Source organism: Serratia sp. JSRIV001 (assembly GCF_019968745.1).
Lineage (GTDB): Bacteria > Pseudomonadota > Gammaproteobacteria > Enterobacterales > Enterobacteriaceae > Chania > Chania fonticola_B.
The window spans coordinates 3,907,949-3,919,994 of the sequence record NZ_CP074147.1 but is presented as its reverse complement, the minus strand read 5'-3'; the positions used below and the strand labels follow the sequence as shown (position 1 = coordinate 3,919,994).

Below are 12,046 nucleotides of genomic sequence, written 5' to 3'. Positions count from 1 at the left end.
CTGATGAGCGAAATATGTCGACAAGTGTTTTTAATCGCCGGTGGGCGGCGTTGTTGCTGGAAACGCTGGTCCGCCATGGAGTGCGGCATGTCTGTATCGCTCCGGGATCGCGCTCAACGCCTCTGACTCTGGCCGCTGCCGCGAACCGCGCTTTTGTCTGTCATACTCATTTCGATGAGCGGGGTCTGGGCCATTTAGCGCTCGGTCTGGCAAAGGCCACGCGTGAGCCGGTGGCGGTGATCGTCACCTCGGGTACCGCGGCGGCAAATCTTTATCCTGCCCTGATCGAAGCCGGGCTAACCGGGGAGCGGCTGGTGTTTCTCACCGCCGATCGCCCGCCGGAGTTGATTAACTGCGGTGCCAATCAGGCGATCCGCCAAAACGGCCTCTACTCGAGCCACCCTACCTTGAATATCGATTTGCCACGCCCAAGCCCGGATATTCCGGCTCGCTGGCTGGTGTCTACCCTGGACAGCGCGATGGCGCGTCTGCGGCACGGTGCTCTGCATATCAACTGCCCGTTTGCGGAGCCGTTATATGGCGGAGATGAACAGCAGTATGAGCAGTGGTCGGCGGAGCTAGGGGACTGGTGGCAGGATACGCACCCTTGGCTGCGTGAAATGGATCCCCATCGGGTTATTAAGCAGCCGGACTGGTTTTTCTGGCGGCAGAAGCGCGGCGTGATTATTGCTGGCAGGATGGGGGCGGAAGAGGGTGTGCAACTGGCCGAATGGGCGGGCATGCTCGGTTGGCCGCTGATCGGCGATGCCCTCTCGCAAACGGGGCAACCGCTGCCCTGTGCCGACTTATGGTTGGCCAACCCACAGGCCCGCGATCTGTTGGCCAGTGCGCAGGTGGTGGTGCAGTTTGGCAGCAGCCTGACGGGCAAACGCCTGCTACAGTGGCAGGAGCGCTGCCAGCCGGAGGAGTTCTGGCTGATCGACGATCTGCCTGGGCGCCTCGATCCTGCGCATCATCGCGGCCGCCGTATTCGTTCCACCGTTGGCGAGTGGCTCGATCTGCATCCGGCGCAACCTCGCTCACCTTGGGCTGGCGATCTGTCCGCGTTGGCGGATGATGCCCTCGATGCGACTTCGCAATACCTGGTTAACCGGTTTGGTGAGGCGCAACTGGCCCATCGCCTGCCTGAGCTGTTGCCAGAGAACGGCCAGCTGTTTCTCGGCAATAGCCTGATTGTGCGCCTGATCGATGCCCTAACCCAGTTGCCTGCCGGTTATCCGGTGTTCAGCAACCGCGGGGCAAGCGGTATCGACGGCCTAATCTCCACCGCAGCTGGCGTTCAGCGCGCCACAGCCAAGCCGACGTTGGCCGTGGTAGGCGATCTCTCCGCGCTATACGATTTGAATGCCCTGGCTCTGTTGCGCCAATGTTCGGCGCCCACGGTGCTGATCGTGGTGAACAACAATGGCGGGCAGATTTTCTCGCTGTTGCCAACGCCGGAACCTGAGCGCCAGCGATTTTACTGTATGCCGCAGGATGTGGAGTTCAGCCAGGCGGCAGCCATGTTCCAGCTTGATTATGCTTGCCCGGAAAACTGGGGGCAGTTGCAGCAGGCAGTGGAAAAAGCCTGGCGTCACAGCGGAGCCACGCTGATTGAGTTGCAGGTGCCGCCGAGCGATGGCGCAGAAACCTTGCAACATCTGGTACAAAAAATGGGGGCAAACTGATGCTGGCTTCCCGCGTGCTACAACAAGGTGAAAGCCAGCGGCCATGGTTGATCTGGCTGCATGGTCTGCTAGGGAACAACAATGAGTGGCGGGTGATCGCCTCGCGTTGTGAACAGTGGCCCTCGCTGGCGATTGATTTACCCGGCCATGGCGATTCTGCCGATCAATCCTGCCTGGACTTTGCCGACGTCAGCAGGCAAATCACCGCTACGCTGCAGCAGCATAATATTGAGCGTTACTGGCTGGTGGGCTATTCACTCGGTGGGCGCATCGCCATGTACCATGCTTGCTGCGGAGAAGCGCAAGGGCTGCAAGGTATTGTGATCGAGGGTGGTAATCCTGGATTGGAGAACGAGGATTTACGTGCCCAGCGGCGTGCCCATGATGCCGCCTGGGCGAACCGTTTTCGCACCGAACGCATCAAAACGGTATTGGCCGACTGGTATCTCCAACCGGTCTTTGCCAACCTCAGCCCGATACACCGCGAGGCGCTGATCGCCGCCCGTGCAGATAATCATGGTCCGGCCATTGCCGATATGCTGGAGGCGACTTCCCTCGGGCGGCAACCTTGGCTGGTGCCGCAATTACAACAGTTGGCACTGCCAGTGATGGTGATATGCGGTGCCGACGATCACAAGTTTCAGGCGTTGGCGCGTGATGCCGGTTTGCCATTGCAAACCGTGCCAGAGGCGGGTCATAACGCTCATCTGGCCAATCCGGCAGATTTTGCCGCCGCGCTCGATGCATTTCTTGCTAAAAAAGGAACCAAACATGCTGTATCCCAATGAAGAACAACTGTACGCCGCGATCGACTGGCAGGACTGCTCGGGTGATTTCGAAGACATCCTGTATCACAAGTCCAGCGATGGCATTGCCAAAATCACCATCAACCGCCCGCAGGTGCGTAACGCCTTCCGCCCGCACACGGTGAAGGAAATGATCGAGGCGATGTCGAACGCGCGCTATGACGACGGCATCGGCACCATCATTCTTACCGGTGCCGGGGATAAAGCCTTCTGTTCCGGTGGCGATCAGAAAGTGCGCGGTGACTACGGCGGCTATCGTGATGACAGCGGCGTGCACCACCTGAACGTGCTGGACTTCCAACGCCAGATCCGCACCTGCCCTAAACCGGTAGTGGCGATGGTGGCCGGATACTCCATCGGCGGCGGTCACGTGCTGCATATGATGTGCGATCTGACCATTGCGGCCGATAACGCCATCTTTGGCCAGACCGGGCCGAAAGTCGGCTCCTTTGACGGCGGCTGGGGGGCTTCCTACATGGCGCGCATCGTAGGCCAGAAGAAGGCCCGTGAGATCTGGTTCCTGTGCCGCCAATACGACGCTGCTGCGGCGCTGGATATGGGCCTGGTGAATACCGTGGTGCCGTTGGCCGATCTGGAAAAAGAGACCGTGCGCTGGTGCCGTGAAATGTTGCAGAACAGCCCAATGGCCCTACGCTGCCTGAAAGCCGCACTGAACGCCGACTGCGATGGTCAGGCCGGGCTGCAAGAGCTGGCGGGTAACGCCACCATGTTGTTCTATATGACCGATGAAGGTCAGGAAGGGCGCAACGCATTTATCGAAAAACGCCAGCCTGACTTCAGCAAATTCAAGCGTAACCCGTAATGACGGCACTAACCCGTGTTGCTGCGATCTATCGCTATAGCCTGCCGATGGAGGCGGGCGTGGTGCTGCGCAACCAGCGGCTGAAAACCCGAGATGGCTTGCTGATCCACCTGCAACAGGATGGGCTGCAAGGGTGGGGGGAAATAGCCCCCTTACCGGAGTTCAGCCAGGAGACACTCGAGCAGGCGCAGCAGGCTACCTTGGCCTGGGTGAAGGCTTGGGTTGCGGGTGATCTTCCTGCGCAGAGCGAGTGGCCATCGGTGGCCTTCGGCACCAGCTGTGCCTTGGCGGAAATGGCCGAGCAGTTGCCAACGCAGGCAGACTATCGCAAGGCACCGCTGTGCACTGGCGATCCGGACGAGCTGTTCGACCTGTTGGCCGCGCTGCCGGGGGAGAAAGTGGCCAAGGTGAAGGTGGGGATGTATGAGGCAGTGCGGGATGGCATGGTCGTCAATGTCCTGTTGGAAGCCTTACCTGACCTCAAGCTAAGGCTCGATGCCAACCGCAGTTGGAGCCGGGCCAAAGCGGACGGCTTTGCCAAATACGTTAACCCCGCGTGGCGCGATCGCATCGCGTTTCTGGAAGAGCCCTGCAAAACCCGTGACGAATCCCGTGAGTTTGCCCAGGCAACCGGTATTGCCATCGCCTGGGATGAAAGCGTGCGTGAAGCCGATTTTGTCGTGCAGGCCGAGCCGGGCGTGGCAGCGATTGTGATCAAGCCGACCTTGGTGGGGAGCCTGGCCCGCTGCCGTGAACTGGTCATGCAGGCGCATCAGGCCGGATTGGTGGCGGTGATCAGTTCCAGCATTGAGTCCAGTCTGGGGTTGACGCAGCTGGCGCGCATTGCGCATTGGCTGACGCCGCAAACGGTGCCAGGTTTGGATACGTTGAACCTGATGCAGGCCCAGTTGATACGCAACTGGCCAGAGAGCACCTTGCCGTTATTGGGCATTGATACCTTGGAGTGTGTATGGCGCAGTTGAGTGATTGGCCGTGGCGGCATTGGGCCAAACAGCGCCCGCAGGCGACCGCGGTGATCTTTGAACACCAGCCGGTCAGTTGGCTGATGTTGCAACGGCAGGTAGAAGTGCTGGCTGCCGACTTTCAGCGCCAGGGCGTATTACCCGGTAGCGGCGTGCTGCTGTGTGGGAAAAACAGCTATCCGCTGCTGTTGGCCTATCTGGCGCTCTTGCAGTGTGGTGCGCGCCTGCTGCCGCTCAATCCGACGCTGCCGGCGCCGATGCTGGCGGCTTTGCTGCCGGATCTGGATATCGATTTTGCTTTCAGCCCGGACGGATTACCTGAGTTGCCCCCTGGCGCGATCGTCTTGTCGCCGCCGGGCGTTGATGAGTGCCACTTGCAGTTGCTGCCGTGGGATGAACAAAGACTGGCAACGTTGACGCTGACTTCCGGCTCCAGCGGCTTGCCAAAAGCCGCCGCCCATAGCTATGCCGGCCACCTTGCCAGTGCCGATGGCGTGTTGCAACTGCTGGAGTTTCAGCCACAGGATAGCTGGCTGCTCTCGCTGCCGCTGTTTCACGTGTCTGGTCAGGGCATTATCTGGCGCTGGCTGGCGGTGGGGGCACAGCTTGTGGTGCGTGAAATGCAACCTTTGGCCGATGCGCTGGCGGGATGCACCCATGCTTCGCTGGTGCCCACTCAACTTTGGCGCCTGCTGTCTGAACCGATGGCCAAGCATGCGCTAAAAGAGGTGTTGCTCGGCGGGGCGATGATCCCGGTGTCACTCACCCAGCAGGCCGAGGCGGTAGGGATCCACTGCTGGTGCGGTTATGGTTTGACGGAGCTGGCTTCAACGGTTTGCGCCAAGCGTGCCGACGAGCTGCCCGGCGTTGGGGCACCTTTACCAGGCCGTGAAATACGCCTGGTGGATCAGGAAGTCTGGATCCGCTCCACCAGCCTGGCGCTGGGTTATTGGCTGCGGGGCGGGCTAGTGCCCATTACCGACGATCAAGGATGGTTCCATACCCGCGATCGTGGCGCGATGGAGCAGGGTGAACTGCGTATTATTGGCCGGCTGGATAACCTGTTCTTTAGCGGCGGGGAAGGCGTTCAGCCGGAAGATGTGGAACGCGTTTTTGCCGCGCATCCACAGGTGTTGCAGGTGTTTATCGTACCGATTGACGATGCGGAGTTTGGCCAACGGCCGGTAGCGGTGGTCGATCTGGAAGGCGAGTTGACGCTGGAAGGGTTAATGCTTTGGGCGCAGGACCGGCTGGCGAACTTCCAGCGGCCGATTGCCGCATTGGCGTTGCCCGACGAGCTAAAAAACGGCGGCATAAAGATTTCGCGCCGTCGTCTACAACAGTGGGCGAGTAGCCAACTGCAGGCATAACCTGTAGCGTTGCGAAAAAAGGCCGCCTGAGGGCGGCCTTGCTATTGGTGTAAAAAATTATTTCAGGCCCAAGGCCTTGGCTACGCCGTTACCGTAATCGGGATGTACCTTGGTGAACAGCTCAACCTGACGGCGTTGGATCTGTTCTGGCACCTGCGACAGTTCACCGGCGATACGGGTGAACATACGTTGGTGCTCCTCGGCACTCAGCAGATTGAACAGCGCGCGCGGTTGGCTGTAGTAATCGTCGTCTTCACGATGATTCCAGTGATCGGCGGCACCTTCTATGCTCAATGGTGGTTCGCTGAAATCTGGCTGCTCCTGGAACACCCCAAAGCTGTTTGGCTCATAGGTTGCGCCATTGCCGCTGTTACCATCCACACGCATCGCCCCATCGCGATGGTAGTTATGGAACGGGCATTTGGCACCGTTGACCGGGATTTGGTGATGGTTGACGCCCAGGCGGTAGCGGTGTGCGTCGCCATAGGAGAACAGACGGCCCTGCAACATTTTATCTGGTGAGAAGCTCACGCCAGGCACCACGTTGGCCGGGTTCATGGCCACTTGTTCTACTTCGGAGAAGTAGTTATCCGGATTGCGATTAAGCTCGAAGAAGCCGACATCGATCAGCGGGTAGTCGCCATGCGGCCAGACTTTGGTCAGGTCAAACGGGTTATACGGGGTTTGTGACGCTTCATGCTCTGGCATGATCTGGATTTGCAGTTTCCAGCGCGGGAAGTCACCGTTCTTGATGGAGTCGAACAGATCGCGCTGCGAACTTTCACGATCTTTGGCGATGATGGCTTCTGCTTCATCGTCCATCAGGTTTTCGATGCCTTGCTCACAGCGGAAGTGGAATTTGACCCAGAAACGCTCGTTATTGGCATTGATAAAGCTGAAGGTGTGGCTGCCGAAGCCGTGCATATGACGGTAGGATTTAGGCAGGCCACGGTCGCTGAAGTCGATGGTCAACTGGTGCAGTGATTCAGGCAGATGGGAGAAGAAGTCCCATTTATATACCGGATTGCGCAGGTTGGTGTGCGGATCGCGTTTTACCACATGGTTCAGGTCTGGGAATTTCAGTGGATCGCGCAGGTAGAACACCGGGGTATCATTACCGACCAGATCCCAGTTACCTTCTTCGGTATAGAATTTCATGGCAAAGCCGCGGATATCACGTTCGGCGTCGGCAGCCCCGCGCTCACCGGCAACGGTAGAGAAGCGGACGAACATTTCGGTTTGCTTACCAATCTCAGAGAAGATTTTTGCGCGGGTGTACTTGGTTATATCGTGGGTGACGGTAAAGGTGCCGTAAGCTCCGGACCCCTTGGCGTGCATACGACGCTCTGGGATCACTTCGCGGTCAAAGTGGGCTAGTTTTTCCAGGAACCAAACGTCTTGAAGTAGCATCGGGCCGCGTTTACCGGCGGTGATCACGTTATTATTATCAACAACGGGTGCGCCAGCCGCAGTAGTTAATCCTTTCTTGCTCATCAATTGCTCCTTACTGTGTAGCAGTTAAGTTGAAAGCTCAGCTTCGGGTGCTGCAGATCTTCATCATATTGACTAATGAAAAGGCCAGCCCTGCTGACCTCCATCAAAGGCACTACTAGTTGTAGACTTATTCTCAGTCCTCGGCAAATAGGTAGCACTTATCGTTGTAATTTTGGGGTAACTGATTGGTATTTGTTTACAGTTTATTGAAAAATGAACGGGTTATCGCTTTAAATTTTCCGGAAACTGATGACAATTCGGTTACACTTACCCGCGTGTTTTTCCGGTGACAGACATCATCACTCCTTGATGATGAAGAATGAAAAGGATCAATAATGAACAAAACTTTAGTCGCGTGTGCAGCAGGTTTGCTGTTTGTGGCTGGCTCTGCCAATGCGATCAGCGTGAGCGGTGAGGCAGGGGAACATTACACCAACCTGGGCGTCGGCTTGGGAGGCACAACGGCGGGCCTGGGGATCAACGGCAACTGGATCCGTAGCGATCATGATGGTGATATCGGGAGCCTGGGGCTGAGCTTCGGCCTGCCGGTTGGGCCTTTGACGGCCACCGTGGGCGGCAAGGCCATTTATCTTAGCCCGAAAGATGGCAAAGATGGTGGAGCATTGGCATTAGGCGGTGGTCTGCAATGGGATCTCAACCGCTATCTCAGCCTGTATGGCGAAGGCTATTTTGCGCCGGAGTCTTTGACCAGCGGGGCAAAAGCCTACAACGAAGCTAATGGCGGGGTGCGCTTAAACGTGCGTCCGTTCAATGTGGATGTCGGTTATCGTTACATCAACATCGAAGGTAAAGACGGCAACCGCGACAACGCGATAGCCGATGGCCCTTATATCGGTGTGGGCGTGGGCTTCTAATCCTGCCTGCTATTAAACGGGCGCCGCATATGCTGCGCCCATTTTTTTCTGTTAGCCGATGGCCGGTAACAGGCCGCTGGCGATGCTGATCTGAATGGCGATCACCGCCACCCCACAGACAAACACCAACGCCAACGCTGGCGTTCCGCCCCAGACTCGATAGCTGGCCTGATGCCGCCGACGAGTTTTCCAGACCAGCAGTGAAGGCAGCAACAGGGCGAGTACGGACAGCGCAATTGCCGCGAACCCGAGTGCCAGCACAAAACCGCGTGGATAGAACAGTGCGAATGCCAATGGCGGCAGGAAGGTGATGGCGCCGGTCTGCAATCGGCCCCGCACGTTATCCTGGCGTTTGAACAGATCGGCCAGGAAGTCGAACAACCCGAGTGAAACCCCCAGGAACGAGGTTGCCAGCGCCAAATCGGCAAACAGGTGCACTGCCAGCTCGACATGAGGCGACGCAACCACGTCACGCACCGCTTGCAGTAAACCGTTCAGCCCGGCCTGTTGTGCCAGAATGCCGACAAAGGTGGTGGAACTGATGCTGCCCAGCGTTGCCAACTGCCAGAAGATATAAGCCACTAACGGGATGGCACTGCCGATGATAAAGATCCAACGCAGCTTGCGGATGTTACCGCCCATATAGTTGACGATGCTGGGTACGCTGCCGTGGAAACCAAACGAAGTGAAGATCACCGGGATGGCCGAGAGCGCCAGCCCTTGTTCCAGCGGGAGCGTCAGCAGGTTGGTTTGCTGGATGTGCGGCATCATCAGGCCAAGCATGACGATCAGGAAAATCGACTTGGCGGTAAACAGAATACGGTTGAACAGATCCACCGAATGGGTGCCGATGCAGACGATCCCCCCTGCGACCAGGGTGAACAGCAGCACGCCGAGGTAAGTCGGGAAGTCCTGAGACGTCCACTGGCTGATGCTGACAGCCAGCAGTTCGCCAGCGCCGCTGATATAGGCCGCGGTCAGCGCATACATCAAGAACATCATGCTGAAACTGGTAAGCCACTGACCACCGCCGCCCAGATAACGTTTGGCCAGCGTTCCCAGACCGGTGTCCGCCTGCTCATGCTGATAAACTTCGACCAGCAACAGCGCGGTATAGCACATCAATAACCACAGCCCGACCAGCAGTGCCAGCGTTACGCCAAAACCCACGCCAGCCGCCGCCAGGGGCATAGCCAGCATCCCTGCACCAATGGTGGTGCCTGCCACGATAAAAACACTGCCCAGCGTGCGATTCTTCACGTTTTTCTCTGCTATTGGATAATTTAGGGGCGTTTTCGGGACCCTATTTTTAGTGCGGCAGAATAGTTGATTGCCGATTTTGTGTCAAACCGACGTTACGTCTGATGTACATGTAAGTTTACGATTGTGAGTGAGGCCGCGGCGGTATCAGAAGGGGGCTCTCTGTCCAGTCAGTTCATTAGCGAGCCAGCCCGCTGCTTTGTCGCTTCGCTTCTGTGTTCCGCCAGACTGATACCGAAAGACAGCAGTAAGGCGATGGCGGCGATGCCTCCGGCCAGCCAGAGGTTGGCGGTCATGCCAAGTTCATCCACAACTTGGCCACCTGCCCATGCCCCCAATGCAATGCCGATATTGAATACGCCCACATACAGTGCGGTAGCAATCTCTACGGCTCGCGGTGCGACTTTCATTGTCCATGTCATTAGACCGACTGATACACCGCCATAGGCCAGCCCCCAAACTAGCAGTACCACTCCACCGCTGATGTAGGAGTCACCAATGGTCAGGAATAGCACCGGAGTGAGCAGTAGGCCCATCGAGACCGCTATCAAGGTCAGGGACGTGCACCGCGCCGCGATGATACCTGCCAAGAAGTTGCCAACAATGCCTGCAAAGCCGTAGGCGAAAAGCAGTGCGCTAATCCATTGCGAATCGAATCTCGGTACTGACAGCAGTAACGGGCGCACGAAGGTAAAGACCATGAAGTGGCTGGCTACCAGCAGTAACGTCAGAAATAACCCGACTTGCAGCTTCCGATTACCGAGTTGTTTGCCGAACTGGCGTAGGGTAGCCGAACTGGCAACGGGGAGTGCAGGAACGACGGCAAGATGCAAAACCAACACCGACACGCTAAGCAACGCCATACTGCCAAAAGCCCAGCGCCACCCTACAAAGTCACCGACCAGCGCTCCGAGTGGAACCCCAAATACAGAAGCGGCCGCTACACCACCAAAGATAATGGAGGTTGCCAATCCGATGGAGTTATCAGGAACAAGCCGGGAAGCCAAGCCACCTGCGATAGCCCAGACTCCCCCCATACAAAAGCCGACGAGAACACGAGCAGCCAGCATCCAAGCCATGTTCGGTGCCAATGCCGATACAATGTTGGCTATAGCCAGTAGGCCCAGTAATCCGCACAGGATCCTGCGCCGATCCATACCACCAGATGCAATCACCACCAGCGGCGCGAACAAGGCCGCCAGCACTGCTGGCAGAGAGATCATCTGGCCTGCAGTGCCAGTGGATATCTCCAGAGTGTCGGCAATCGGTGTCAGCAGGCCGACCGGTAGCATTTCCGTCGTGACCACCGAAAAGGTGGCAAGACCTATGGCGGTGACGGCCAACCATTGGTGTCGGGTAGACGTTTGAGGCGCAGTACTTGAAGATTTATCCATAGTTAAGCTCCTTGTGAGTAGGGAAAACAGGTAGTGCCCATATCACGCGGCATTGGGTACGGATGAGTCACGCAGGCGCTGACTCCCCCAAAGAGCGACCAACAGCACCAAAGCGCCCGCGCACAGGGCTATAACAAATCCAGCACGCGCACCGCTTTCATTAACAACCTGGCCGGATACGGCTGCTCCCAGCGCAACCCCGACATTTAGAGCGGCCAGCAGCCAGGTCATGCCTTCCGTCAATTGGCGCTTCGGTACCTGGCGTTCGATAAGCGACATTGCCACGATCATCGTTGGCGCGAAAAACAGACCTGCTACGAACACCACAGTGGCTAATGTGGCAATGTTGCCTGCCAGCAGCAGGGGCAGCGTTGTCACAGCTGTCGCCAGCCCACCCAGCAACAGCAGGCGGGATAATGGGATAGGTAACTTGAGTGCGCCAAACAGCAGACCTGACAGGCATGATCCTACGGCATAGGCAGATAGAACCAGACTGGCCGCCGCGGGTTGCCCCAGTTGCTCGGCGAAGGCCACGCTGACGATATCAACAGTGCCGACGATGATACCCATCGCCATCATCAGCAGTGCCAGCAATCGCACGCTCGTCAATTTGATGACAGATCCTGGCAGGCCCGAAGTAGCGTCATGTGTTTTGACCAACGGTTCGGTGCTGCGCTGTGCGATCAGGGCCAGCACTCCTATTGGGAGAAGTATCGCCGCCGCTAATGGGCCAGCTTGTGGAAATAGCGCTACGGACAGGCCAACTGACAGCGGCGGCCCGGTGATGAAGGTGACTTCATCGAGCACTGTCTCAAGTGAATAGGCCGTCTGTAAGCGCGGTTGGCCCTGGTAGATAGCTGTCCAGCGTGCCCGCGCTACCGCCGACATGCTGGGCATAAAACCGGCCAGTAAGGCACCTGCGAACAAAGTCCAGTCGGGTGCCAGCCACCAGGAACTGGCGAGTAGAAGCAGTATCCCGATGACGCTGATGGCCGTCGCAGCTGGCAGTACTCGGCTCTGTCCGTGGCGATCCATCAAGCGAGATATCTGTGGCGATAGCAGAGCGTAGGCCAGCACGAAGGTGGCGGATACGGCTCCGGCCAGAGCGAAGCTGCCACGCAGCTGTGACAACATCGTGATGATGCCGATGCCAGTCATCGACAGCGGGAGCCGTGCCAGCATTCCGGCCAGAGCTAAGCTCTTGGTGCCGGGAGCGGTGAACAGTTCTCTATAAGGGTTAGCCATCTCAGTCTCCAGGGGGCGTCGCTTGCCTTAGTGGCATAGCGCGGTGATAATACATACGGCACGTATGAATAGGAGTGTATATTCATACGGAGTGTATGTAAATAAACA

Annotated in this window: 10 protein-coding genes; 6 read left to right on the top strand and 4 right to left on the bottom strand. The window is 57.7% G+C overall.

Annotated elements, in window-relative coordinates; all coding sequences use genetic code 11:
- Positions 1 to 14: 14 nt before the first annotated feature.
- From menD to menE, 5 genes are read left to right on the top strand one after another with little or no spacing between them, the layout of a single operon-like run.
- Positions 15 to 1,688, top strand: a complete 1,674-nt coding sequence (gene menD, locus KGP17_RS18215; protein WP_021805978.1) for a 2-succinyl-5-enolpyruvyl-6-hydroxy-3-cyclohexene-1-carboxylic-acid synthase — start codon at positions 15 to 17, stop codon at positions 1,686 to 1,688.
- A complete protein-coding gene (menH, locus tag KGP17_RS18210) occupies positions 1,688 to 2,476 on the top strand; it encodes a 2-succinyl-6-hydroxy-2,4-cyclohexadiene-1-carboxylate synthase (protein ID WP_179251778.1) in 789 nt (262 codons plus the stop codon). Before menD ends, menH begins: the two co-directional genes overlap by 1 nt.
- A complete protein-coding gene (gene menB / locus KGP17_RS18205; RefSeq protein WP_021805976.1) occupies positions 2,460 to 3,317 on the top strand; it encodes a 1,4-dihydroxy-2-naphthoyl-CoA synthase in 858 nt (285 codons plus the stop codon). Before menH ends, menB begins: the two co-directional genes overlap by 17 nt.
- Positions 3,317 to 4,300 (top strand): o-succinylbenzoate synthase, encoded by a 984-nt coding sequence (gene menC / locus KGP17_RS18200; protein ID WP_223498116.1) that lies wholly within the window; start codon positions 3,317 to 3,319, stop codon positions 4,298 to 4,300. Before menB ends, menC begins: the two co-directional genes overlap by 1 nt.
- Complete coding sequence (gene menE / locus KGP17_RS18195) at positions 4,288 to 5,670, top strand: o-succinylbenzoate--CoA ligase (protein WP_059201277.1); 1,383 nt, start codon at positions 4,288 to 4,290, stop codon at positions 5,668 to 5,670. Before menC ends, menE begins: the two co-directional genes overlap by 13 nt.
- A 57-nt stretch (positions 5,671 to 5,727) precedes the next feature.
- Here the strand turns inward: menE and katA are convergent, their stop codons facing one another.
- Positions 5,728 to 7,164: a catalase KatA gene (gene katA / locus KGP17_RS18190; protein WP_021805973.1), complete on the bottom strand. Its 1,437-nt coding sequence runs from the start codon at positions 7,162 to 7,164 to the stop codon at positions 5,728 to 5,730.
- Between the two features lie 335 nt (positions 7,165 to 7,499).
- Here katA and KGP17_RS18185 point away from each other — a divergent pair, with 335 nt between their 5' ends.
- Positions 7,500 to 8,039 (top strand): YfaZ family outer membrane protein, encoded by a 540-nt coding sequence (locus tag KGP17_RS18185; RefSeq protein WP_021178499.1) that lies wholly within the window; start codon positions 7,500 to 7,502, stop codon positions 8,037 to 8,039.
- Positions 8,040 to 8,090: 51 nt separating this feature from the next.
- Here the strand turns inward: KGP17_RS18185 and tyrP are convergent, their stop codons facing one another.
- The 3 genes from tyrP to KGP17_RS18170 form a co-directional block, all read right to left on the bottom strand.
- Positions 8,091 to 9,299, bottom strand: a complete 1,209-nt coding sequence (gene tyrP / locus KGP17_RS18180) for a tyrosine transporter TyrP (protein ID WP_021805972.1) — start codon at positions 9,297 to 9,299, stop codon at positions 8,091 to 8,093.
- Positions 9,300 to 9,469: 170 nt separating this feature from the next.
- Positions 9,470 to 10,693, bottom strand: coding sequence for an MFS transporter (locus KGP17_RS18175; RefSeq protein ID WP_223498115.1), 1,224 nt, complete (start codon positions 10,691 to 10,693; stop codon positions 9,470 to 9,472).
- Between the two features lie 42 nt (positions 10,694 to 10,735).
- Positions 10,736 to 11,938: an MFS transporter gene (locus KGP17_RS18170; protein ID WP_223498114.1), complete on the bottom strand. Its 1,203-nt coding sequence runs from the start codon at positions 11,936 to 11,938 to the stop codon at positions 10,736 to 10,738.
- Positions 11,939 to 12,046 lie beyond the last annotated feature (108 nt).